We start from the raw sequence: 22,806 nt of genomic DNA, 5'->3' as shown, positions 1-22,806 counted from the left end.
ATATTCAGACAGGTTCTTACTCTCATCAGAACGGATAGTCGTGATAACCCATTTGGGCAGAAATTTTGCGCGCCGCGGTATGCAACATTGCGACATATTCCTGTAAACGCTCTTCAGAGAAACGCAACGTCGGGAAGGAGATGCTCAGACCGGCAATGACCACGCCAAAGCGATCAAATACCGGAACCGCAATGCAACGCAGTCCTTCTTCCTGCTCTTCGTTATCTTCGCCATACCCCTGCTCGCGCACCTGGTCCAGAACGGGTAATAACGCTTCTGTACTGATGATGGTCCGTTCGGTACTGCGTTTATACTCCACGCCCTCAAGAATTTGCATCACTTCATCGCGATCGCGCCATGCCAGCAGTACCTTACCAATCGCGGTGCTGTACAGCGGATTACGACGCCCAATCCGTGAATACATGCGCAAATTGTACATTGAGTCAATTTTGTGGATGTAAACAATACTGTCTTCGTCCAGTGCGCCGAGGTGGATAGTTTCTTTGGTCAGGCGGGAGATCTCACGCATCTGGATATCTGCGCTACGAATTAAATCGACGTTTTGCAACGCGCGAGCGCCCAGTTCAAACAATTTCAGGGTCAGCGAATATTTCTCCGACTCCCCTTCCTGCGCCACATAACCTAAGGTTTTCATGGTCTGTAAAAAGCGATAAACGGTGCTTTTTGACATCATGACGCGCTGCGACAACTCGGTTATCCCTATTTCGCGCTCTTCACCCAGCGCCTGCAAAATGCCAAAAACTTTTAGCACGGAAGATACAGAATCAGGCTGTTTATCCAGATCTGCGTTAGCCATTTATCACCTCATTGCGAGTGTTTTATAAAAATCAGAACTGTTTTTTATTATAATTTCGCACCTGGGTGGTCGCAATCCATCTTTTGCCGGTTAGTTACAATTCTGCGACATCCACCGTGAATATCAGTGCTAGAATCATACCCCTGTTGATTATTCACCAAAGATATAAAATTCCTATGCCAAAAGTTCAGGCCGACGGCCTGCCATTGCCCCTGCGATACGGTGCGATATTAACCATTGTGATTGGTATTTCGATGGCTGTCCTTGACGGCGCAATCGCCAACGTCGCCTTGCCAACAATCGCTACGGACCTTCATGCCACGCCGGCCAGTTCCATCTGGGTAGTGAACGCCTATCAAATCGCCATTGTCATCTCCCTGCTCTCGTTTTCGTTTCTGGGCGATATGTTTGGCTATCGACGTATTTATAAATGCGGTCTGGTCGTTTTTCTGTTGTCTTCACTGTTCTGCGCCCTTTCTGATTCGCTGCAAATGCTCACCCTTGCGCGTGTCATACAAGGTTTCGGCGGTGCAGCGTTGATGAGCGTTAATACCGCACTTATCCGCCTGATCTATCCACAACGTTTTCTGGGTAGAGGGATGGGCATAAACTCGTTTATTGTTGCCGTCTCTTCTGCTGCCGGGCCGACAATTGCTGCAGCAATCCTCTCCATCGCATCCTGGAAATGGTTATTTTTAATCAACGTACCGTTGGGTATTATCGCCCTGCTTCTGGCGATGCGTTTTCTGCCACCCAATGGTTCTCGCGCCAGTAAACCCCGTTTCGACCTGCCCAGCGCCGTGATGAACGCGTTAACCTTCGGCCTGCTTATTACTGCATTGAGTGGTTTCGCTCAGGGGCAATCGCTGACATTGATTGGTGCGGAACTGGTGGTAATGGTTGTCGTTGGTATTTTCTTTATTCGCCGCCAGCTTTCTCTTCCCGTACCGCTGCTACCGGTGGATTTACTGCGTATCCCGCTGTTTTCACTTTCTATTTGCACATCTGTTTGCTCTTTCTGCGCACAAATGCTGGCAATGGTTTCCCTTCCCTTTTACCTGCAAACCGTGCTCGGGCGTAGTGAAGTCGAAACAGGTTTACTTCTGACACCGTGGCCGTTAGCAACGATGGTTATGGCTCCACTGGCAGGCTATTTGATTGAACGCGTACATGCAGGATTGCTGGGTGCTTTAGGGTTATTCATCATGGCTGCGGGGCTTTTTTCCCTGGTTCTGCTGCCAGCGTCACCTGCGGATATCAATATTATCTGGCCGATGATCTTATGTGGTGCTGGATTTGGCTTGTTCCAGTCACCCAATAACCACACCATTATTACCTCCGCTCCTCGCGAACGTAGCGGTGGAGCCAGTGGCATGTTAGGGACGGCTCGTCTTCTGGGTCAGAGTAGCGGCGCGGCTCTGGTAGCGCTGATGCTAAATCAGTTTGGTGATAATGGTACGCACGTCTCGCTGATAGCTGCGGCTATTCTGGCAGTGATTGCTGCCTGTGTCAGTGGTTTACGTATCACTCAGCCACGATCCAGGGCATAAAAAAAGCGCGTCGATCAGGACGCGCTTTTTAGTATTTACGTCATATTACTTCAGGTATTCACCCGTACGCAGAGCTTCAATACGTTTATCCAGCGGCGGGTGGGTCATGAACAACTCACTGAGCGATTTCGACTTACCGTTAATGCAGAAAGCCATCATGCTGGTTGCTTCTTGCGGTTCATAGCTGGTTTTCAGGCGTTGCAGCGCGGCAATCATTTTCTCGCGACCAACCAGTTTTGCTGAACCCGCATCAGCATGGAATTCACGATGACGCGAGAACCACATGGTGATAATGCTCGCCAGAATACCAAACACCAGTTCCAGAACCGTTGCAACCGCAAAGTAGATCAGCGGGTTGCCGTTGCTCTCTTCACCTTCATCACGGTTTCCGCCCATAAAACCCGCGGCAAGCTGCGCCAGAATACGGGAAATAAAGATAACGAAGGTGTTCACCACGCCCTGAATCAGCGTCATGGTGACCATATCACCATTGGCGATGTGGCTGATTTCGTGAGCAATTACCGCCTCGGCTTCATCCGGGCTCATGTTCTGCAGCAAACCAGTGCTGACAGCAACCAGAGAGGCATCACGGCGCGCACCAGTTGCAAAAGCATTGATGTCCGGCGCATGGTAGATAGCCACTTGCGGCATAGCGATCCCCGCCTGACGAGCCTGGGTTGCTACAGTATTGACCAGCCAACGTTCCCTTTCGTTACGCGGTTGCTCGATCACTTCCCCGCCAACAGATCGTAATGCCATCCATTTGGACATCAGAAGCGAAACGAAGGAACCACCAAAACCGAACAGCAAGGCCATGATCATCAGCCCCTGAACGCTGCTCGACTGTATCCCTGTCAGGCTCAGTACCAGCCCGAAAACGACCATTACGGCCAGGTTCGTTAGCAGGAAGAGCGCGATTCGCATCATAATTTTCTTTTTACCTCAGTTTAACAAAACGCAATATGCGATACCCACATCGTATGGGTTACGCGACTATTTTCAAGTCTGGATAGTGCGTAAGTCACCAGAAAGACACAACTTTACATTTTGTAGCATCTGATTTACGGCATCTTGCCGCTGTTAAAAAATCAGGCACAATTTCTTGTGCCTGATAGATATTACTTGACGGGAGCGGGTTGTTCCGCGGGTCTGGCTTTTTCAAGCTTCGCCAGATCGAGTGCGATATTCACCGTCTCATCCAGATAAGGATCTGGCTCCTGGTAATCTTTCGGTAGATCATCCAGTTTCTTCAACTCCGGTTTACCTTCGCGTTTAAAGCGTTCGTTCAAACGCGCCAGACGCGTCGCATCATCTTCATTATTCTCTTTCTCACGCACAGCGTAATTCAGAGAAACGATATTGCGCTTGTCCTTCATAGCGTTGAAGCGCGCGATATCCTTCATGATGTTCTGGAACTCAGGATCTTTCGCGATACGCGCATTATGTTCCTTCAGCAGCTCCGGTTCAAAGGCCGTTAAATCTCCTGATTTCACATAAGTCGCGGCATCAATGCTATCCCACGGCAGCGCGTTATCTTCGAATTTCTCACCCGTTTCCGTTTCTTCATTACCCGTCGGCATGATGATGTCTGGCGTTACGCCTTTACGTTGCGTACTGCCGCCGTTAACGCGATAGAACTTCTGGATCGTGTACTGCACAGAACCCAGCGCTGGCCATTCAGGACGTAACATCTGATCGTAAATACGGTTCAATGAACGGTACTGCTGAACGGTGCCTTTACCAAACGTCGGTTCACCCACAACCAGGGCACGACCGTAATCCTGCATTGCCGCGGCAAAGATTTCTGAAGCCGAAGCACTGAAGCGGTCAACCAGCACCACCAGCGGGCCTTTATAGAAGACCTGTCCGTCGGTGTCGCTGTCTTCACGAACCTTGCCGTTGTTATCGCGGACCTGAACAATCGGGCCGGATGGAATGAACAGACCGGAGAGCGATACGGCTTCAGTCAACGCCCCACCACCATTGCTACGCAGGTCGATAATCACACTGCTGACATTCTGTTTTTCCAGTTTCTGCAGTTGCACTTTGACATCGTCTGTCAAACCCACATAGAAGCCTGGAATATCCAGCACGCCGACTTTCTCTTTACCGACGGTCTTCACCGACATTTTAACCGCGCGGTCTTCGAGACGAATACGTTCACGGGTCAACGTTACAGTACGCGTCTTGGTCCCTTTACCAGCAGGTAAAATTTCCAGACGAACTTTACTGCCCTTAGGCCCTTTAATTAAGGCCACCACATCATCAAGACGCCAGCCAATCACGTCAACCATCGGCTTGCCTGTTTGACCAACACCGACAATTTTGTCACCAACGCTGATAGCTTTGCTCTTCGCTGCCGGACCTCCTGCCACCATCGAATTGATAACGGTGTAGTCATCATCCATTTGCAGCACTGCGCCAATACCTTCCAGCGACAAACTCATTTCAGTGTTGAACTGTTCGGTATTACGCGGGGAAAGATAGTTGGTATGCGGGTCGATTTCACGTGCAAACGCCGTCATTGCCAGCGAGAAAACATCTTCGCTGTTGGTTTGCGCCAGACGACGAATGGCAAATTTGTAGCGGCGAGTCAGGGTTTCACGAATTTCCTTATCCGTTTTTCCTGTCAGCTTCAGGCTTAACTCGTCGAATTTGACTTTACTGTCCCACAGCGCGTTCAACTCAGCCTCGTTTTTCGGCCAGGGCGCTTTGCTGCGGTCAAGGTTATAAGTGTCGTTGCCGGTGAAATCCATCGGCTTTTCCAGTACCGACAAAGCGTACTGGTAACGTTCAAAACGGCGCTTTTGCGCCAGATTGTAGAGATCGTAGAAAACGTCGAGTTTACCTGAACGCAGTTCATCGCCTAACTCAGTTTTCTTTTTCGCGAACTGTTCAACATCGCTTGCCAGCAGCACATTATGGCTGTAATCGAGCAGATTCAGGTAGCGGTCAAAGATTTTGGCCGAAAATGCCTGATCGAGGTCGAACTGGCGATAATGAGAACGGGTGAAGCGCGACGTTACGCGCTCACTCACCGTCGCATGCTGCGTCTCTTCCTTTAATACCGGAATTTGATCAGCACGCGTGATATCTTCTACAGCGAAGGTCTGGCCTGCTATTGCAAGCAGGCCAGCTAACGCGGTAAGCCTAAAAAACATGTTCATGCCTGGCCCGGCCTCCGTTTCAGAACACCAGGTGTTCTGCGCGCACAATCAAAGACATACCCGAATTCAGCTGGACGCGGACGCCGTCTTTGGTGATTTCTAATACGGTGGCATCCATCGCGTTTTGACCCGCTTTCACCTTCAGGGCTTGTCCGACAGTCAGAGCTGAAATGTCAGAAACCGGGGTGTGCTGTTCTTCGCGAGGTGCTTTTACTGTTTTTGGCGCTTTCTCTACCGGCTTTTGCGCACGAGGTTTACGTTCAGCGCCTTCTTTGCGGCGTGGCGTGGTCGGGCGTGGCTTGCGTTCGCGGCGCGGTGCGTCTTCTTTCTCACCAGCAGCTGCGGCAGCTTCGCGTTTTTTCGCTTGCTGTTCAGCACGCTGTGCCTGAACACGCGCTTTCGCTTCTTCAAGCTGCTTGCGAGCATGCTCGACATGTTGCTCGTCCAGCTCACCGCATGGGTTGCCGTCAAGATCAACACGCGTTGCGCCGGATTTAACACCGTAAAGATAACGCCAGCTCGAAGTGTAGAGACGTAAAGCGGATCGCAATTGCGTTTTGCTCAGGTTCATTTCCCCGGCAACACGATCGACCAAATCCTGAAAAATACCGATTTTCAGCGGACGCGCTTCACCTTCCGCACTGAAACAGTGGGGAAAACGTTCGGCCAGAAACGCGATTACTTCTTTACTGCTATTCAACTTAGGTTGATTTTCCATGAAATTTCCTGATTACAACGGACGTAGCCAACAAGCGCAGGCATGAACAGGCGTCATTATAATGACGCTATCAGTAAATGCTACGTTATCCGTTGATTATCCTGCGACGCTCGCAAAGAATTTTTTGTAATCCGTCGTTGCAAGCACTTTTTCAAGCTGTGCCACAAGCTGACGTAAGCCTTGCTCGTCCTCGTCTGTAAAGCGACCGAAGACGGTACTATCGATGTCGAGAACACCAATAATCTGATTTTTCACCACCAGTGGCAGAACAATTTCAGAATTACTCGCCGCATCACAGGCAATATGCCCGTCAAACGCGTGAACATCCTCGATACGCTGCACTTGATTGCGGGCAACCGCAGTGCCGCATACGCCGCGCCCAACGGGTATCCGGACACAGGCAATTTTGCCCTGAAATGGTCCGAGCACCAGTGTATCGTCCTCAAGCAAATAAAAACCTGCCCAGTTTACGTCAGTGAGACGCTCATATAACAACGCACTGGTGTTCGCAAGCGTTGCCAGAAAACTGGTTTCTCCCGCCATCAGCGCGTTAAAGTCGCGATTTAAATCCGCGTAAAATTCTGCTTTGTTCATTATATAATCACTTGGTTGTCTTACCTGGAACTGCCAGCCTATTAAAATAAGCATTAAATGCGTTAATGCTCAAGATCATTCCCATCATGGGTTAAGATTAATGTTAATTCTTATTACATTTGGCACGTCATGGCTCTTAACACACCACAAATTACGCCGACAAAGAAGATAACAGTGAGGGCTATCGGCGAGGAACTGCCGCGTGGTGATTACCAACGTTGCCCGCAATGTGACATGCTGTTTAGCCTGCCCGAGATAAATTCTCATCAAAGTGCCTATTGTCCGCGCTGTCAGGCAAAAATTCGTGACGGGCGCGACTGGTCGCTAACGCGCCTGGCGGCAATGGCCTTCACCATGCTGTTGCTTATGCCGTTTGCCTGGGGCGAACCGCTGTTGCATATCTGGCTGTTAGGCATTCGTATTGACGCCAACGTTATGCAAGGCATCTGGCAAATGACCAAACAGGGCGATGCGATAACGGGGGCGATGGTCTTTTTCTGCGTTATCGGTGCCCCCCTCATTCTGGTGACCTCCATAGCTTATTTATGGTTTGGTAACCGATTGGGAATGAATTTACGCCCGGTACTGCTGATGCTTGAGCGGCTGAAAGAGTGGGTGATGTTGGATATCTACCTGGTCGGCATTGGCGTTGCTTCTATAAAGGTACAGGATTATGCCCATATCCAGGCGGGGGTCGGCTTGTTCTCTTTTGTGGCGTTGGTGATTTTAACGACGGTGACGTTGTCACATCTTAATGTCGAAGAACTGTGGGAGCGATTTTATCCGCAGCGCCCCGCTACGCGAAGGGACGAGAAACTCCGTGTCTGTCTTGGGTGCCATTTTACCGGCTATCCTGATCAGCGTGGTCGCTGCCCGCGTTGCCATATCCCGCTACTCCTGCGTCGCCGTCATAGTCTGCAAAAATGCTGGGCGGCGCTGTTAGCGTCAATCGTTTTGTTGTTACCTGCCAACCTGTTGCCTATCTCTATCATTTATCTGAATGGTGGTCGGCAGGAAGATACGATTCTTTCCGGAATTATGTCGCTGGCAAGTAGCAACATTGCAGTTGCGGGAATCGTGTTTATCGCCAGTATTCTGGTACCGTTTACTAAAGTGATCGTCATGTTCACTTTACTGTTGAGTATTCATTTTAAATGCCAGCAAGGTTTACGCACACGCATTCTGTTACTGCGGATGGTGACCTGGATTGGTCGCTGGTCGATGCTCGACCTGTTTGTCATATCTTTAACCATGTCGCTGATTAATCGCGATCAGATCCTCGCTTTTACTATGGGACCGGCTGCGTTTTATTTCGGCGCAGCGGTAATTTTGACTATTCTTGCTGTGGAATGGCTGGACAGCCGCTTACTTTGGGATGCACATGAGTCAGGAAACGCCCGCTTCGACGACTGAAGCGCAGATTAAAAATAAACGCCGTATCTCACCTTTCTGGCTGCTGCCGTTCATCGCGCTAATGATTGCTGGTTGGCTGATTTGGGACAGTTATCAGGACCGGGGCAATACTGTCACCATCGACTTTATGTCGGCGGATGGTATTGTTCCAGGCCGTACGCCTGTTCGTTATCAGGGCGTTGAAGTTGGAACAGTGCAGGATATCAGCCTCAGCGACGATCTTCGTAAGATTGAAGTCAAGGTCAGCATCAAGTCCGATATGAAAGATGCGCTGCGCGAAGAGACACAGTTCTGGTTGGTGACGCCAAAGGCCTCGTTGGCAGGTGTCTCCGGGCTGGACGCCCTCGTCGGTGGTAATTATATCGGCATGATGCCGGGTAAAGGTAAAGAGCAGGATCACTTTGTCGCACTCGACACCCAACCGAAATATCGGCTGGACAATGGCGATCTGATGATCCACCTGCAAGCCCCCGATCTCGGTTCACTGAGCAGTGGTTCATTGGTCTATTTCCGCAAGATCCCGGTGGGTAAAGTCTACGACTATGCCATCAATCCCAACAAGCAAGGCGTGGTGATTGATGTCCTGATCGAGCGGCGTTTTACCGATCTGGTGAAAAAAGGTAGCCGTTTCTGGAACGTTTCCGGCGTTGATGCCAACGTCAGTATCAGTGGCGCGAAGGTGAAACTGGAAAGTCTGGCGGCACTGGTTAACGGTGCGATTGCCTTCGATTCACCTGAAGAGTCGAAACCTGCCGAAGCGGAAGATACCTTTGGTCTGTATGAAGACCTGGCCCATAGCCAACGTGGCGTAATAATAAAACTGGAACTGCCAGGCGGTGCCGGATTAACCGCCGACTCGACGCCGTTAATGTATCAGGGGCTGGAAGTCGGACAGCTGACTAAACTGGATTTAAATCCTGGTGGTAAAGTCACTGGGGAAATGACCGTTGATCCCAGCGTCGTCACCCTGCTTCGTGAAAATACCCGCATCGAATTACGTAATCCAAAATTATCCCTTAGCGATGCTAATCTCAGTGCCCTGCTGACCGGCAAAACCTTCGAACTGGTGCCCGGCGATGGCGAGCCACGTAAGGAGTTCGTGGTTGTGCCAGGCGAAAAAGCCCTGCTGCAAGAGCCGGATGTTCTGACACTGACCCTGACAGCACCAGAAAGTTACGGTATTGATGCTGGTCAGCCGCTCATTCTTCACGGCGTGCAGGTAGGCCAGGTTATCGATCGTAAACTCACCAGCAAAGGCGTCACCTTTACCGTCGCCATCGAGCCTCAGCATCGCGAACTGGTAAAAGGCGATAGCAAATTTGTCGTCAACAGCCGTGTCGACGTGAAGGTGGGGCTGGATGGCGTTGAGTTTCTCGGTGCCAGCGCCTCAGAATGGATCAATGGCGGAATACGTATTCTGCCGGGCGATAAAGGCGAGATGAAAGCCAGCTATCCACTGTATGCCAATCTGGAAAAAGCGCTGGAGAACAGCCTTAGCGATTTACCCACCACAACCGTGAGTTTGAGTGCAGAGACGCTGCCGGATGTGCAGGCAGGATCGGTAGTGCTGTACCGTAAATTTGAAGTTGGTGAAGTTATTACTGTGCGTCCGCGAGCTAACGCGTTTGATATCGATCTGCATATTAAACCGGAGTATCGCAACCTTCTGACCAGCAACAGCGTGTTCTGGGCAGAAGGTGGGGCGAAAGTTCAGCTGAATGGTAGTGGCCTGACCGTACAGGCATCCCCGCTCTCCAGAGCATTAAAGGGGGCTATTAGCTTCGATAACCTCAGCGGTGCCAGCGCCAGTCAGCGTAAAGGCGACAAGCGTATTCTGTATGCTTCCGAAACAGCGGCCCGTGCGGTTGGCGGGCAAATTACGCTTCACGCTTTCGATGCCGGAAAACTGGCGGTCGGGATGCCAATTCGCTATCTCGGTATTGATATCGGGCAAATCCAGACGCTGGATCTGATTACCGCGCGCAATGAAGTACAGGCAAAGGCGGTGCTCTATCCGGAATATGTCCAGACCTTTGCTCGCGGTGGTACGCGCTTCTCAGTGGTCACACCGCAAATTTCGGCAGCTGGCGTTGAGCATCTTGATACTATCCTCCAGCCGTATATCAACGTCGAACCAGGCCGGGGCAATCCTCGCCGCGACTTTGAATTACAAGAGGCCACCATTACTGATTCGCGTTACCTGGATGGCTTAAGCATTATTGTTGAAGCGCCGGAAGCCGGTTCGTTAGGTATCGGTACACCTGTGCTGTTCCGTGGTCTGGAAGTAGGTACGGTTACCGGAATGACGCTGGGGACATTGTCAGATCGCGTGATGATTGCGATGCGCATCAGTAAACGCTATCAACACCTGGTGCGTAACAATTCCGTCTTCTGGTTGGCATCGGGTTACAGTCTGGACTTTGGTCTGACGGGCGGCGTAGTGAAAACCGGCACCTTTAACCAGTTTATCCGTGGCGGCATCGCCTTCGCCACGCCTCCGGGTACGCCACTGGCACCGAAAGCCCAGGAAGGCAAGCACTTCCTGTTGCAGGAAAGTGAACCGAAAGAGTGGCGTGAATGGGGAACTGCGCTTCCCAAATAATGCCCACTGCTCCGGCGTGCCTGCGCCGGAGCGTTTATGCTAAACTGCACGCCTGTTTTTTTGCCAGTGGTATATGCTCGTGGCCCAACACACCGTTTATTTCCCGGACGCCTTTCTGACACAAATGCGCGAAGCGATGCCTTCGACGCTCTCTTTTGATGATTTTCTTGCCGCCTGTCAGCGCCCGTTGCGCCGCAGCATTCGCGTTAATACGCTGAAAACCTCCGTTGCTGATTTCCTGCAATTAACCGCTCCTTATGGCTGGACGCTTACGCCAATTCCGTGGTGTGAAGAAGGTTTCTGGATTGAACGCGACAATGAAGATGCATTGCCGTTGGGTAGTACCGCCGAGCATTTAAGCGGCCTGTTTTATATTCAGGAAGCCAGTTCAATGTTGCCTGTTGCCGCCTTGTTTGCTGACGGTAATGCACCACAGCGGGTGATGGATGTCGCTGCTGCACCAGGTTCCAAAACGACGCAAATTGCCGCGCGGATGAATAACGAAGGGGCAATCCTTGCCAATGAGTTTTCCGCCAGTCGGGTAAAAGTGTTACATGCCAATATCAGCCGCTGTGGCATCAGTAATGTTGCGCTCACGCATTTTGATGGCCGCGTATTTGGTGCGGCAGTGCCAGAAATGTTCGATGCCATTTTGCTGGACGCTCCCTGCTCCGGCGAAGGCGTGGTGCGTAAAGATCCCGATGCGCTAAAAAACTGGTCACCAGAAAGCAATCAGGAAATCGCAGCGACCCAACGGGAGCTGATCGACAGCGCCTTTCATGCATTACGTCCTGGCGGTACGCTGGTTTACTCGACCTGTACCTTAAACCGGGAAGAAAACGAAGCCGTTTGCCTGTGGCTGAAAGAGACTTACCCCGACGCAGTAGAGTTTTTACCGCTTGGCGATCTCTTCCCTGGTGCAAACAAGGCGCTGACCGAGGAAGGCTTTTTGCATGTTTTCCCACAAATTTACGACTGCGAAGGCTTCTTCGTTGCTCGTCTGCGTAAAACTCAGGCGATCCCCGTCTTACCCGCCCCAAAATACAAAGTGGGCAATTTCCCGTTTAGCCCAGTGAAAGATCGCGAAGCCGGTCAAATTCGTCAGGCGGCTGCAAGTGTTGGCTTAAACTGGGATGAAAACCTGCGACTCTGGCAGCGTGACAAAGAACTGTGGTTGTTCCCGGTGGGCATTGAAGCCCTGATCGGTAAAGTCCGATTTTCTCGCTTGGGGATTAAACTTGCCGAAACGCACAACAAAGGTTATCGCTGGCAGCATGAGGCCGTTATTGCCCTTGCCTCCCCCGACAATGTGAACGCTTTTGAACTGACACCGCAGGAAGCGGAGGAGTGGTATCGCGGGCGCGATGTATACCCGCATGCCGCGCCAGTGGCGGATGATGTATTGGTTACTTTCCAGCATCAGCCGATTGGTTTAGCCAAACGGATTGGTTCACGACTGAAAAACAGCTACCCGCGTGAACTGGTGCGCGACGGGAAACTTTTTACCGGTAACGCCTGACAGCGCACAAAAAAGCGCACTTTTTGACTGGCACATTCGACTGCCTCAACTAGGCTGAAAAATGGTGCGATCGGACTGGTCGTACCACAACCGGCAGCTAAATGGAGAGCACGAAGATGAAAACCAGTGTGCGCATAGGCGCTTTTGAAATCGACGACGGCGAATTACACGGCGAATCGCCGGGTGATCGAACGTTAACCATTCCTTGTAAATCAGACCCCGATTTATGTATGCAACTGGATGCCTGGGATGCTGAAACCAGTATCCCTGCCCTGCTAAATGGCGAACACTCTGTCCTTTACCGTACCCGTTACGATCAACAATCTGATGCCTGGATTATGCGTCTTGCCTGATCCAAAAAGAACCCGTCGGCATGGCGGGTTATTTGTCCGGGTTATTCCCCCGTTGTAAAATCTCTCCTAAACTTAACGGTACGGCACCACACTTCGGGGATGAAATGTTCGCGCTGGTACTTTTTGTTTGCTACCTGGATGGCGGTTGTGAAGATATTGTTGTGGATGTCTACAACACGGAACAGCAGTGTCTTTATTCTATGAGCGATCAACGGATCCGCCATGGCGGTTGTTTTCCGATTGAGGATTTTATAGATGGTTTCTGGCGACCTGCACAGGAGTACGGTGATTTTTAATTATTGCAATTGCACAAGAGTCAGTTCTCCCCCAAAGACAGCACCGGTATCAATATAATGCAGGTTGCCAATATCCACGCGATGGCGCAAAGGTGTATGACCAAACCAGAAATGATCAGCACCTGCAATTCCCTGCCCTTTTTGGCGTTCACCTAATCGCGAGCGGCTCCACAAGACCTGATGCAAATCGACGTCCTTTTGCCATTCATAAACATCATCTGGATAATCGGCATGAGCAATAACATGTTTGCCGGTGCGGCTGTGTACTTCAAGAATAAAGGGCAAATGCTGACATTTTTCCAGCGCCGTTTTCGCTTGTTTCTGTTGATTATCTGCCAGCGCAATAAACCAGTCGCCGCCATTCATCAACCATAAAGACATCTGCCGGGATGCCAGCGCATCCATCGCCATCTGTTCATGATTGCCTCTTACCGCACGAACCCAATGTTGTTCCAGTAACTGCAGGCAACGTAAACTTTGCGGCCCACGATCGATAACGTCTCCCACTGAGATAAGTAAATCTCGCCACGGATCAAAACGACAATGCCATAATTTGCGGCGCAATTGCTCAAGACAACCGTGTATATCGCCTGAAAGCCAGATATGTCGCCATTGATGACCCGCAATTCTCTGATAAACGGGCGCAGGCTGTTTCATCAATATTTTCCTCCCGCGCTAAAGATCACATAATCTTAACAAGAATGTTAAAAAACGCTGGACTCAAACAGTAGAGTGTGTGTTATGGTTGACTATAAAGTCAGCGAAGGGAATGCTTCTGGCTTTTAACAGATAAAAAGAGACCGAACACGATTCCTGTATTCGGTCCAGGGAAATGGCTCTTGGGAGAGAGCCGTGCGCTAAAAGTTGGCATTAATGCAGGCTTAGTTGCCTTGCTCTTTAAGAATAGATGACGACGCCAGGTTTTCCAGTTTGCGTGCAAAATGGTCAATAAAAAGCGTGGTGGTCATCAGCTTAAATATTAAAAACCGCCCGTTCTGGTGAAAGAACTGAGGCGGTTTTTTATTGGAAATCAAAAGGCTATTTTAGGTAATTAACAGAGTTTTTCAGCTCGCTCTATAAACGGTGCCAGACTCATTTTTTCGCCGGGATTGTTAGGATCATCAATCTGAATCACCGAAATGGGTTGGGCTTTAGTCTTCCCACTGGCAACTTCCTTTTGTGCGATATCGTTTAAAGGATACTGCACGAGAGTACTTGGGTTAATGACATACAAAGCATTACCCGGTCGGCAAGTCAGCATCACCTCTTCGCGATTAAACGCCCATTTGTCTTTACCTACTTCAAAACGGCTGACGGTAATCACCTGCGGTGCCGCCAGCGCAGCTGCAGAACTGGTGAGTAACAGAAACGCCAGAATACTTTTTTTCATCATTTTCGTAATCCATCAAAAAGGTTCGAGAGTCGCAAGCAGGCTGATGATCACCAGCACTACCGCACCTATCGCCCATTCGAGTTTAGTCATCCAGACAAACCAGGGAGCCGCACGATCTTCATCCTGCCTCATGCGCGGTACAAGAACATAACGATTAGCCAGCGCGATGACCACCATAATCATCACCAGGATGGCTTTGAGCAATAAGAGTTGGCCCCAGTGAGTCGTAAGCGTGGGGGGAAATCCGGTAATCAACAATGCATTAAGCACGCCGCTTGCCAGTACGCCGATCACCGCAAAATGCCCGCACCAGGAAAAACGCATCAGCGCCTGAATAGCCTGGTGTCGCCAACGGCCTTTGATGAGTTGCATACACCAGAGCACCGGCAGTAATCCCCCAAACCACGCCGCCGCACAGATCAGGTGAATTGCATGATTAGTCTGATGGATTTTCGCCGTTACCCCTTCATTCAGCGTCGCATGACCGACTCCCGCCAGCAGAATAAATTGCGCGGTAGTGAGCATAAATAGCAAACGTGGCATATTCTGCGGTTGCATAAGGGCGACGATCAATGTTACGAGGGCGAGAACAATTTGCCATAACCAGACGCCACCAAACTGCGTTTGCAAAACAGCCAGCCAAATGTTTGGCGAAAATACATCTGACCATCCCGTTCCCATCAACCCGCCCTGAACGGCGAGCATTGCAGTGGCACTGATCAAACTCCAGACGGCAGCGTGCTGTTGTAAACGCAGAAAACGCTTCGTCAGCAAGCGACGAATCGTTAAGGGGGCCAGCCAGGCACCGTACATTGCGAAGCCAAAAACCAGCATCAGCGAGGTGAAATGGATAAATCGCAGCGCGATCCAGGTAAACGCCAGCATGATTTATTTCACGCTAAAGGTGTAATGTCCTTTCGTTTTATGCCCATCCACCGAAACAACATGCCAGTCAACGGTGTAGGTTCCGGGTTTCAGCGAATCGGCCAGTGGAACAATCAGTTGCTTTTGGTCCTGCTCATTACGCTTCGCCGGTAATGTTTTAATATTTTCGTTTTTTGGCCCCGTGATTTTTGCGCCACTGAATCCTGTTTCAACGCCTTCCGAGAAGTTTAAAGTGATTGCCTGCGGAGCTGCTGTCACTTGTGCATTTGCCGCAGGATACTGATGCGTTAAATGCGCATGTGCCCAGACGGAAGGTGTCACCAACGAAGTGGTCAGGATTGCCAGCGCGTAGCGAAGGGAGCGTGCAGTTGAAGCCATATTATCTATTCCTTTTTGTAATAACTTTTTTACAGAGCATAACCTTGTCTAATGTCTGAGTCGAGGATCATCAATTCCGGCTTGCCATCAAGGCTCACTCTTAGTAACTTTTGCCCGCGAATGATGAGGAGATTAAGAATGCTGAAGAATCTGGCTAAACTGGATCAAACAGAAATGGATAAAGTGAATGTCGATTTGGCGGCGGCAGGGGTGGCATTTAAAGAACGCTACAATATGCCAGTGATCGCTGAAGCGGTTGAACGTGAACAGCCTGAACATTTGCGCAGCTGGTTTCGCGAGCGGCTTATCGCCCACCGTTTGGCTTCGGTCAATCTGTCACGTTTACCTTACGAGCCCAAACTTAAATAAAACTTATACATAGTTACACTTTCTTACATAATGCCTGCTAAATTATGAGTATTTTCTAAACCGCCCCCATAATTTGCAGTCATTTTGAAAAGGAAGTCATTATGTCGTTCTGGAAAGTTGCAGCAGCGCAATATGAGCCTCGTAAAACCTCACTCACCGAACAGGTAGCTCATCATCTGGAGTTTGTGAGGGCCGCCGCCAGGCAACAATGTCAGCTGTTAGTTTTTCCATCGCTTTCTTTACTGGGGTGTGATTATTCGCGACGTGCCCTTCCTGCCCCACCCGATCTCTCGCTATTAGACCCGCTTTGTTATGCCGCAACGACCTGGCGAATGACCATCATTGCCGGCCTTCCCGTTGAATATAACGATCGCTTTATTCGTGGAATTGCGGTATTCGCACCGTGGCGAAAAACGCCAGGGATCTACCATCAGAGTTATGGTGCATGTCTGGGCCGTCGTTCCAGAACCATCACGGTGGTCGATGAACAACCGCAAGGTATGGATATGGACCCGACCTGTTCACTGTTTACGACAGGGCAATGTCTGGGAGAACCCGACCTGCTGGCGTCGGCCCGTCGCTTACAATTTTTTTCACATCAGTACTCGATTGCTGTGCTGATGGCAAATGCCCGTGGTAACAGTGCACTATGGGATGAACATGGTCGTCTCATCGTTCGCGCCGATCGTGGTTCATTATTGTTAGTCGGTCAGCGTTCATCACAGGGTTGGCAAGGCGATATCATTCCATTACGCTAGGCTTTTTCGGCCTGGAGCATGCCATGTTGCGCATTATCGATACAGAAACCTGCGGTTTGCAGGGAGGGATCGTTGAGATTGCCTCTGTTGATGTCATTGACGGAAAAATCGTCAATCCCATGAGCCACCTGGTGCGTCCCGATCGTCCTATTAGTCCACAGGCGATGGCGATTCATCGCATCACCGAAGCCATGGTCGCCGATAAACCGTGGATTGAAGATGTGATCCCGCACTATTACGGTAGTGAATGGTATGTCGCGCATAACGCCAGCTTTGACCGCCGCGTACTGCCTGAAATGCCCGGTGAGTGGATTTGCACTATGAAACTGGCCCGTCGTTTGTGGCCAGGGATCAAGTACAGCAATATGGCGTTATATAAAACACGGAAGCTCAATGTACAGACGCCGCCGGGCCTGCATCATCACCGCGCGTTGTATGACTGTTATATCACCGCTGCGTTGCTTATCGATATTATGAACACCTCCGGCTGGACGGCAGAACAGATGGCCGATATCACCGGACGTCCATCGTTGATGACGACTTTCACCTTTGGCAAATACCGTGGCAAAGCGGTTTCCGACGTTGCCGAACGCGATCCGGGCTATCTGCGCTGGTTATTTAATAACCTGGACAGCATGAGCCCGGAGCTGCGTTTAACACTGAAACATTATCTGGAAAATACTTAATCCGCAGGCGTAGCGGGTAATGTTCCCTGCGCCAGCGCGACCAGAAAAGCATATTCCATCGCTACGCCTTCGTACGATTTAAAGCGACCAGATTTACCGCCATGGCCTGAGTCCATGTCGGTACAGAGCAATAAAAGATGGTTATCGGTTTTCAGCTCGCGCAATTTAGCGACCCATTTTGCCGGTTCCCAATATTGCACCTGAGAATCGTGTAAACCGGTCGTTACCAGTAAATGCGGATAAGCCTGTGCGGTGACGTTGTCATACGGGCTGTAGCTTTTCATATACTCGTAATATTGCGGATCCTGCGGATTCCCCCACTCTTCAAATTCGCCGGTGGTAAGAGGAATTGATTCATCCAGCATTGTTGTTACAACATCAACAAACGGCACCTGGGCGATAACGCCGTGGAACAATTCCGGGCGTTGATTAATCGCAACGCCCATCAACATACCCCCCGCACTCCCGCCCATCGCATAACAGAGCGAAGGAGAGCCATAGCCCAGTTTTAACAATGCATCGCAGGCATCAAGATAATCATTAAACGTATTTTTCTTCTTCAGAAATTTACCGTCCTCGTACCATTGTTGCCCCAGCTCACCGCCGCCACGAACATGGACAATGGCGTAGACAAATCCACGATCCAACAAACTCAAGCGGCTAAAACTGAAATCGGCATCAATACTTGCGCCGTAAGAACCGTAGCCATACACCAGCAGCGGGTTGTGTCCTTTGCGAAAATGTTTGCGATGATAGACCAGCGAAACCGGAACTTCGACGCCATCACGGGCGACTATCCACAGGTGTTCACTGCGGTAATTCGCCGCATCAAAACCAGGAACTTCCGTTTGTTTTAATACACGACGCTCACCGGTATCCATATCCAGTTCAAACAAAGTATCTGGTGTGGTCATGGACGAATAACCATAACGCAATCGCGCGGTTTCAGGTTCTGGATTGTAGGCAATCCAGGTCACATAGGCCGGATCATCAAAGGCAATGCCAATGACTTCCCGGGTCTTGCGGTTAATTTGCCGCAAACTGGTTAACCCGCGCTGACGCTCTTCAACCACCAGCCAGTCGGTAAACAGCGTAAACCCTTCCAGCATAATGTTATCACGTGGCGGAATTAACTCTTCCCACTGTTGCTCATCACGCATACGGGTACGGTATAAGCCAAAGTTTTTACCGTGGCGGTTGGAACGCAGATAAAACCGATGCTGGTAGTGATCAAGGCTGTATTCGTGATCTTTGCGGCGCGGCAGAAAAACAAACGGCTCGGCATCGGCTATTTCCGCGTCCAGCAGGCGAACTTCACTGGTGGTGGCGCTGGCCAGATGAATGACTACATAGTGCTTCGAGGTCGTTTTATGCAGGCTGACGTAATAGGTATCGTCTTTTTCTTCGTAGATCAGTTTATCCTGCGATGCTGGCGTACCGATGGCGTGACGCCAGACCTGATAAGGAAGCAGCGTCACCGGATGCTTGCGAACATAGTAGAAAGTCCAGGAATCATTTGCCCAGACAAAGCTGGGGTCAACGTTATCCAGCAGTTCCGGATACCAGTTACCTGTTTCCAGATTACGAAAACGAATGCCGTACTGGCGTCGGGAAAGAAAATCTTCTGCCAGTGCCATAATGGTGTTATCGGGCGTAATCGCCATTCCGCCCATCGAATAAAACTCACTATGAGCCGCGCGCTTGTTGGCATCGAGCAATGTTTCCCACTCATCCCACTCTTCGCTGAACGCCGATTGACGCTGGTAGATAGCATATTCACAGCCTGGTTCATAAATATGCCGATAGCGGTAGCCATTTTTTATGTAGGGCGCAGAAACTTCTCTTTGCGGAATGCGGTCGATGATTTCCTTTAAGATGCGATCCTGCAAGGCTTGTTGCGAGGCCATCACCCGATGACCGTAACTATTTTCTTGTTGCAGATAGTCCAGGACTTCCGGCTGAGAACGCGTATCGTCCCGCAGCCAGTAGTAATTATCGATGCGCGTATCGCCATGAAGCGTCATGGCGTGGGGAATGCGGGCGGCTTTTGGTAGCATGTTATTGTTCTTTCTGGTTGAAACATCTTATAAGGGTGGCAAAACTCACCGGGGATGCAAGCGAAACAGGGTAGTCATTGCTTAGATGATGACAGGTAATGGCGCGGATATCGACTGTTATGCAGACAGAGAAAATCAGCCTGTTCAAATGGCTGTGCGGTTCTGGATAACCCGAAATAGTCAACTTCAGGCTATCCAGAGAGCGGAATTACTCCGCCAAAGTACGTTTTTGCTGTTCGAGATCGCGTTCAATGCCTTCACGAACGTCCTGGGGGATTTTCAGCGCATCACCCAGTGCATTCAGGTAACTGCGTTCCATAAAATGGTCAATATCAATAGCCGCGCAGCTCAGGAAATAGATTTCCAGCGCCTCTTCTTCATTGCGGACCCCGGTAGCCAGGCGTTGTGGATCCAGCGGTTGTTCGATTGCCTGCTCAATGAGTACACGCCCCTTCTCTTCCACACCGGCTTCACGCAATTGCAGGTCGATTGCCGCACGTTCTTTGGCATCAATATGACCATCACTTTTAGCGGCAAAGACCAGCGCAAGGATCAAACGTTCCGTACGCTCATCCAGCGGCGTACTTTGCGCGCCAAACTGCGGTTCGTCCTGATGCGCCGCGCGAATTTTATCTTTGTATTTATTCCACAGCACCGTACCCGCTACCGCTCCGCCGCCAACCAGTAACGCGTTTGTGCCATATTTCGTAAGAAGTTTACGTGCTGATTTATTTGCGACCAGCAGCCCAGCCAGTCCGCCTAATGCGCCAGGCACTAAAAGTTTGCCCAATCCCTGATCCGCAGACGAGGAGGTAGAAGAACGGCTTTGCCCAAGCAGGGATTGCAGTTGATTTAACCAGTTAGCCATATTTGCTCCTCAATAACCATTTTTAGTGCCTGTAGCATAGCGGATGAGGATGTCAGAAAATGTATATCGAGACAAAAGATGCGCAAATAAGCGGGGCGGTAGGCCGTTATTCAAAGAAATTCGCGCCAGGTAAGGTGTTCACTGTATATAAGGTGATAAGGGTATTTTAGGTGAAAGTAGTTTGACATTTTGAGTGGAACTGTTTGATGCTGATTGCCCGGTTCGACGCTACTGCGTCTTCTCAGGCCTACGATTGTGTTGCGTTGTAGGGCGGACAAGGCACCCGCGCCGCATCCGCCAACGGTCAATCGAATTATCAGAAGCCATTAACGCCGCTGATATTCCGCCATTCCCGCTTTGCAGTCCACGCTGACCTGGTAATGAATATCGGCACTTTTACCACGCACGGTTAGCGGTACTGACCATTTATCATCTTTCCCCTGAATGTCCTGCAAACTGACCCATGCCACGGGATCGGCCTGACCGACAATTTTTTGATCATCAGCCCAGCGCGCCACGCGATTTTGTTGGTAATCACGTTTTACGCTCGCGGCAATTCCGGCAGCATCCAGACCTTCACACTTTGGGAAAGTGACCGACTTGCTGGTTTCATTATTGGCAGCGAAAACTGATGCGCAGGCAGAAACCAACAACAGCCCTAAAAACGCCCCTCTTTTTTTCATGTTTTTCTCCATAGCACAATGATTCAGGAGAAAGCATGGTACAAATTGTCAGGAGCGCAAGTTGCTTCAGGCCGCGTGTGAGGCATCTTCCTCTTCGGATTCAGCACCGACGACCTGTGGGGACGGTAATTTGCCGGTTTTCAGAATGGTGCTCAGCACATCTTTTTGTTCTGCCAGCCATAGCGAAAGGGCTTCACGTTGCTCGTCTTCCATTTGCACTGGAGAATTTGTCAGCCAGGTGTCAAGCAGATCGGCCGTATCAAGCATCTTGTCATAAGCATCGGCTTCCTTTTTGCTGGTAAACGACATTTTCTCTTCGCCCTCACGAATGACTACGTATTTAACTTCAACCGCCATTTGCAGCCTCTCATAATAACTGTGGTTTTATACAGTATATTTCTTTTCAGTTGGGAAATCAACATCAGCAATAAAGACACACGCAAACGTTTTCGTTTATACTGCGCGCGGAATTAATCAGGGGATATTCGTTATGACGTTATTAGGCACTGCGCTGCGTCCGGCAGCAACTCGCGTGATGTTATTAGGCTCCGGTGAACTGGGTAAAGAAGTGGCAATCGAGTGTCAGCGTCTCGGCGTAGAGGTGATTGCCGTCGATCGCTATGCCGACGCACCAGCCATGCATGTCGCGCATCGCTCCCATGTCATTAATATGCTTGATGGTGATGCATTACGCCGTGTGGTTGAACTGGAAAAACCACATTATATCGTGCCGGAGATCGAAGCTATTGCCACCGATATGCTGATCCAACTTGAAGAGGAAGGACTGAATGTTGTCCCCTGCGCTCGCGCAACGAAATTAACGATGAATCGCGAGGGTATCCGTCGCCTGGCGGCAGAAGAGCTGCAGCTGCCCACTTCCACTTATCGTTTTGCCGATAGCGAAAACCTTTTCCGCGAAGCGGTTGCCGCCATTGGCTACCCCTGTATTGTTAAACCGGTGATGAGTTCTTCCGGTAAAGGGCAGACGTTTATTCGTTCTGCAGAGCAACTTGCTCATGCATGGGAGTACGCTCAGCAAGGTGGTCGCGCCGGAGCGGGCCGCGTAATTGTTGAAGGCGTCGTTAAGTTTGACTTCGAAATTACCCTGCTAACCGTCAGTGCGGTGGATGGCGTCCATTTCTGTGCACCGGTAGGTCATCGCCAGGAAGATGGCGACTATCGTGAATCCTGGCAACCACAGCAAATGAGCCCGCTTGCCCTTGAACGTGCGCAGGAGATTGCCCGTAAAGTGGTGCTGGCACTTGGCGGTTATGGGCTGTTTGGTGTCGAGCTGTTTGTCTGTGGTGATGAGGTGATTTTCAGTGAAGTCTCCCCTCGCCCGCATGACACCGGGATGGTGACGCTAATTTCTCAGGATCTCTCGGAGTTTGCCCTGCATGTACGTGCCTTCCTCGGACTTCCGGTTGGCGGGATCCGCCAGTATGGTCCTGCTGCTTCTGCCGTTATCCTGCCGCAACTGACCAGTCAGAATGTCACGTTTGATAATGTGCAGAATGCCGTAGGCGCAGATTTGCAGATTCGTTTATTTGGTAAGCCGGAAATTGATGGCAGCCGTCGTCTGGGGGTAGCACTGGCTACTGCAGAGAGTGTTGTTGACGCCATTGAACGCGCGAAGCACGCCGCCGGACAGGTAAAAGTACAGGGTTAAACCCGGCAAAAAAACGCTACAAAAATGCCCG

General features: G+C 50.5%; 23 protein-coding genes. 10 read left to right on the top strand and 13 right to left on the bottom strand.

The features are described 5' to 3' along the window. Positions 1-25: 25 nt before the first annotated feature. Positions 26-817: a DNA-binding transcriptional regulator KdgR gene (gene kdgR, locus ACJHX4_RS23670; RefSeq protein WP_001262185.1), complete on the bottom strand. Its 792-nt coding sequence runs from the start codon at positions 815-817 to the stop codon at positions 26-28. Positions 818-993: 176 nt separating this feature from the next. On the opposite strand from kdgR, the gene ACJHX4_RS23665 reads away from it, so the two are divergent. Beyond that, positions 994-2,367, top strand: coding sequence for an MFS transporter (locus ACJHX4_RS23665; protein ID WP_001296135.1), 1,374 nt, complete (start codon positions 994-996; stop codon positions 2,365-2,367). A gap of 45 nt (positions 2,368-2,412) precedes the next feature. On the opposite strand, the gene htpX is transcribed toward ACJHX4_RS23665, so the two are convergent. From htpX to msrC, 4 genes are all read right to left on the bottom strand, one after another. Next, positions 2,413-3,294 (bottom strand): protease HtpX, encoded by an 882-nt coding sequence (htpX, locus tag ACJHX4_RS23660; RefSeq protein ID WP_000984517.1) that lies wholly within the window; start codon positions 3,292-3,294, stop codon positions 2,413-2,415. Between the two features lie 191 nt (positions 3,295-3,485). Beyond that, entirely contained in the window at positions 3,486-5,534 is a 2,049-nt protein-coding gene (prc, locus tag ACJHX4_RS23655) for a carboxy terminal-processing peptidase (protein WP_001055794.1), read from the bottom strand. 19 nt (positions 5,535-5,553) lie between these two features. Beyond that, positions 5,554-6,252, bottom strand: coding sequence for an RNA chaperone ProQ (proQ, locus tag ACJHX4_RS23650; RefSeq protein ID WP_000431388.1), 699 nt, complete (start codon positions 6,250-6,252; stop codon positions 5,554-5,556). 96 nt (positions 6,253-6,348) lie between these two features. Then, positions 6,349-6,846: an L-methionine (R)-S-oxide reductase gene (gene msrC / locus ACJHX4_RS23645; RefSeq protein ID WP_001029106.1), complete on the bottom strand. Its 498-nt coding sequence runs from the start codon at positions 6,844-6,846 to the stop codon at positions 6,349-6,351. A 129-nt stretch (positions 6,847-6,975) separates the two neighbouring features. Here msrC and yebS point away from each other — a divergent pair, with 129 nt between their 5' ends. The 5 genes from yebS to ACJHX4_RS23620 all read left to right on the top strand — a co-directional run bounded on the left by yebS (position 6,976) and on the right by ACJHX4_RS23620 (position 13,029). Beyond that, on the top strand, positions 6,976-8,259 hold the full coding sequence (gene yebS / locus ACJHX4_RS23640; protein WP_001531756.1) for a membrane integrity lipid transport subunit YebS: 1,284 nt from the start codon (positions 6,976-6,978) through the stop codon (positions 8,257-8,259). Next, positions 8,228-10,861 carry a lipid-binding membrane homeostasis protein YebT gene (gene yebT / locus ACJHX4_RS23635; protein ID WP_001298452.1) on the top strand — a complete coding sequence of 878 codons (2,634 nt, stop codon included), beginning with the start codon at positions 8,228-8,230 and terminating at the stop codon, positions 10,859-10,861. The genes yebS and yebT overlap by 32 nt, the downstream gene beginning before the upstream one ends. A 79-nt stretch (positions 10,862-10,940) precedes the next feature. Continuing rightward, positions 10,941-12,380, top strand: a complete 1,440-nt coding sequence (rsmF, locus tag ACJHX4_RS23630) for a 16S rRNA (cytosine(1407)-C(5))-methyltransferase RsmF (protein ID WP_001296139.1) — start codon at positions 10,941-10,943, stop codon at positions 12,378-12,380. A 116-nt stretch (positions 12,381-12,496) separates the two neighbouring features. After that, positions 12,497-12,733 (top strand): YebV family protein, encoded by a 237-nt coding sequence (locus ACJHX4_RS23625; protein WP_001295499.1) that lies wholly within the window; start codon positions 12,497-12,499, stop codon positions 12,731-12,733. A gap of 104 nt (positions 12,734-12,837) precedes the next feature. Next, positions 12,838-13,029 carry a YebW family protein gene (locus tag ACJHX4_RS23620; RefSeq protein WP_001296140.1) on the top strand — a complete coding sequence of 64 codons (192 nt, stop codon included), beginning with the start codon at positions 12,838-12,840 and terminating at the stop codon, positions 13,027-13,029. Here ACJHX4_RS23620 and pphA read toward each other — a convergent pair whose 3' ends face one another. The 4 genes from pphA to yobA all read right to left on the bottom strand — a co-directional run bounded on the left by pphA (position 13,030) and on the right by yobA (position 15,685). Beyond that, positions 13,030-13,686 (bottom strand): protein-serine/threonine phosphatase, encoded by a 657-nt coding sequence (gene pphA, locus ACJHX4_RS23615; protein WP_000812745.1) that lies wholly within the window; start codon positions 13,684-13,686, stop codon positions 13,030-13,032. A 394-nt stretch (positions 13,687-14,080) separates the two neighbouring features. After that, on the bottom strand, positions 14,081-14,422 hold the full coding sequence (locus ACJHX4_RS23610) for a YebY family protein (protein ID WP_000976472.1): 342 nt from the start codon (positions 14,420-14,422) through the stop codon (positions 14,081-14,083). 12 nt (positions 14,423-14,434) lie between these two features. Next, entirely contained in the window at positions 14,435-15,307 is an 873-nt protein-coding gene (copD, locus tag ACJHX4_RS23605; RefSeq protein WP_000879317.1) for a copper homeostasis membrane protein CopD, read from the bottom strand. Positions 15,308-15,310: 3 nt separating this feature from the next. After that, positions 15,311-15,685 (bottom strand): CopC domain-containing protein YobA, encoded by a 375-nt coding sequence (gene yobA / locus ACJHX4_RS23600; protein ID WP_000168747.1) that lies wholly within the window; start codon positions 15,683-15,685, stop codon positions 15,311-15,313. Between the two features lie 138 nt (positions 15,686-15,823). On the opposite strand from yobA, the gene holE reads away from it, so the two are divergent. From holE to exoX, 3 genes are all read left to right on the top strand, one after another. Continuing rightward, positions 15,824-16,054, top strand: coding sequence for a DNA polymerase III subunit theta (gene holE, locus ACJHX4_RS23595; protein WP_000916763.1), 231 nt, complete (start codon positions 15,824-15,826; stop codon positions 16,052-16,054). Between the two features lie 101 nt (positions 16,055-16,155). Further along, complete coding sequence (yobB, locus tag ACJHX4_RS23590; RefSeq protein WP_000011664.1) at positions 16,156-16,812, top strand: carbon-nitrogen hydrolase family protein YobB; 657 nt, start codon at positions 16,156-16,158, stop codon at positions 16,810-16,812. Positions 16,813-16,835: 23 nt separating this feature from the next. Beyond that, on the top strand, positions 16,836-17,498 hold the full coding sequence (exoX, locus tag ACJHX4_RS23585) for an exodeoxyribonuclease X (protein WP_000944256.1): 663 nt from the start codon (positions 16,836-16,838) through the stop codon (positions 17,496-17,498). Here exoX and ptrB read toward each other — a convergent pair. The 4 genes from ptrB to yebG form a co-directional block, all read right to left on the bottom strand. Beyond that, positions 17,495-19,555: an oligopeptidase B gene (gene ptrB, locus ACJHX4_RS23580; protein ID WP_000936925.1), complete on the bottom strand. Its 2,061-nt coding sequence runs from the start codon at positions 19,553-19,555 to the stop codon at positions 17,495-17,497. The two genes, exoX and ptrB, sit on opposite strands and share 4 nt — an antisense overlap. Positions 19,556-19,763: 208 nt before the next feature. Beyond that, on the bottom strand, positions 19,764-20,423 hold the full coding sequence (locus tag ACJHX4_RS23575; RefSeq protein ID WP_000024724.1) for a tellurite resistance TerB family protein: 660 nt from the start codon (positions 20,421-20,423) through the stop codon (positions 19,764-19,766). A 326-nt stretch (positions 20,424-20,749) separates the two neighbouring features. Next, positions 20,750-21,106 (bottom strand): protein YebF, encoded by a 357-nt coding sequence (yebF, locus tag ACJHX4_RS23570; protein WP_001295500.1) that lies wholly within the window; start codon positions 21,104-21,106, stop codon positions 20,750-20,752. 66 nt (positions 21,107-21,172) lie between these two features. After that, complete coding sequence (yebG, locus tag ACJHX4_RS23565) at positions 21,173-21,463, bottom strand: DNA damage-inducible protein YebG (protein WP_000257738.1); 291 nt, start codon at positions 21,461-21,463, stop codon at positions 21,173-21,175. A 133-nt stretch (positions 21,464-21,596) separates the two neighbouring features. Between yebG and purT the strand changes: the two genes are divergently transcribed. Continuing rightward, positions 21,597-22,775 (top strand): formate-dependent phosphoribosylglycinamide formyltransferase, encoded by a 1,179-nt coding sequence (gene purT, locus ACJHX4_RS23560; RefSeq protein WP_000173466.1) that lies wholly within the window; start codon positions 21,597-21,599, stop codon positions 22,773-22,775. The last annotated feature ends 31 nt before the right edge of the window (positions 22,776-22,806 follow it).

The sequence above is a fragment of the Escherichia sp. WS2035 genome, assembly GCF_046487065.1.
GTDB lineage: Bacteria > Pseudomonadota > Gammaproteobacteria > Enterobacterales > Enterobacteriaceae > Escherichia > Escherichia coli.
Note: the sequence above shows the minus strand (reverse complement) of the source record. Positions and strands in the feature narration are given on the sequence as shown.

Excerpts from the sequence above, each read along its gene's own strand:
- kdgR (WP_001262185.1), bottom strand. The coding sequence starts at position 817 with ATGGCTAACGCAGATCTGGATAAACAGCCTGATTCTGTATCTTCCGTG.
- ACJHX4_RS23665 (WP_001296135.1), top strand. The coding sequence starts at position 994 with ATGCCAAAAGTTCAGGCCGACGGCCTGCCATTGCCCCTGCGATACGGT.
- htpX (WP_000984517.1), bottom strand. The coding sequence starts at position 3,294 with ATGATGCGAATCGCGCTCTTCCTGCTAACGAACCTGGCCGTAATGGTC.
- prc (WP_001055794.1), bottom strand. The coding sequence starts at position 5,534 with ATGAACATGTTTTTTAGGCTTACCGCGTTAGCTGGCCTGCTTGCAATA.
- proQ (WP_000431388.1), bottom strand. The coding sequence starts at position 6,252 with ATGGAAAATCAACCTAAGTTGAATAGCAGTAAAGAAGTAATCGCGTTT.
- msrC (WP_001029106.1), bottom strand. The coding sequence starts at position 6,846 with ATGAACAAAGCAGAATTTTACGCGGATTTAAATCGCGACTTTAACGCG.
- yebS (WP_001531756.1), top strand. The coding sequence starts at position 6,976 with ATGGCTCTTAACACACCACAAATTACGCCGACAAAGAAGATAACAGTG.
- yebT (WP_001298452.1), top strand. The coding sequence starts at position 8,228 with ATGAGTCAGGAAACGCCCGCTTCGACGACTGAAGCGCAGATTAAAAAT.
- ACJHX4_RS23625 (WP_001295499.1), top strand. The coding sequence starts at position 12,497 with ATGAAAACCAGTGTGCGCATAGGCGCTTTTGAAATCGACGACGGCGAA.
- ACJHX4_RS23620 (WP_001296140.1), top strand. The coding sequence starts at position 12,838 with ATGTTCGCGCTGGTACTTTTTGTTTGCTACCTGGATGGCGGTTGTGAA.
- pphA (WP_000812745.1), bottom strand. The coding sequence starts at position 13,686 with ATGAAACAGCCTGCGCCCGTTTATCAGAGAATTGCGGGTCATCAATGG.
- ACJHX4_RS23610 (WP_000976472.1), bottom strand. The coding sequence starts at position 14,422 with ATGATGAAAAAAAGTATTCTGGCGTTTCTGTTACTCACCAGTTCTGCA.
- copD (WP_000879317.1), bottom strand. The coding sequence starts at position 15,307 with ATGCTGGCGTTTACCTGGATCGCGCTGCGATTTATCCATTTCACCTCG.
- yobA (WP_000168747.1), bottom strand. The coding sequence starts at position 15,685 with ATGGCTTCAACTGCACGCTCCCTTCGCTACGCGCTGGCAATCCTGACC.
- holE (WP_000916763.1), top strand. The coding sequence starts at position 15,824 with ATGCTGAAGAATCTGGCTAAACTGGATCAAACAGAAATGGATAAAGTG.
- yobB (WP_000011664.1), top strand. The coding sequence starts at position 16,156 with ATGTCGTTCTGGAAAGTTGCAGCAGCGCAATATGAGCCTCGTAAAACC.
- exoX (WP_000944256.1), top strand. The coding sequence starts at position 16,836 with ATGTTGCGCATTATCGATACAGAAACCTGCGGTTTGCAGGGAGGGATC.
- ptrB (WP_000936925.1), bottom strand. The coding sequence starts at position 19,555 with ATGCTACCAAAAGCCGCCCGCATTCCCCACGCCATGACGCTTCATGGC.
- ACJHX4_RS23575 (WP_000024724.1), bottom strand. The coding sequence starts at position 20,423 with ATGGCTAACTGGTTAAATCAACTGCAATCCCTGCTTGGGCAAAGCCGT.
- yebF (WP_001295500.1), bottom strand. The coding sequence starts at position 21,106 with ATGAAAAAAAGAGGGGCGTTTTTAGGGCTGTTGTTGGTTTCTGCCTGC.
- yebG (WP_000257738.1), bottom strand. The coding sequence starts at position 21,463 with ATGGCGGTTGAAGTTAAATACGTAGTCATTCGTGAGGGCGAAGAGAAA.
- purT (WP_000173466.1), top strand. The coding sequence starts at position 21,597 with ATGACGTTATTAGGCACTGCGCTGCGTCCGGCAGCAACTCGCGTGATG.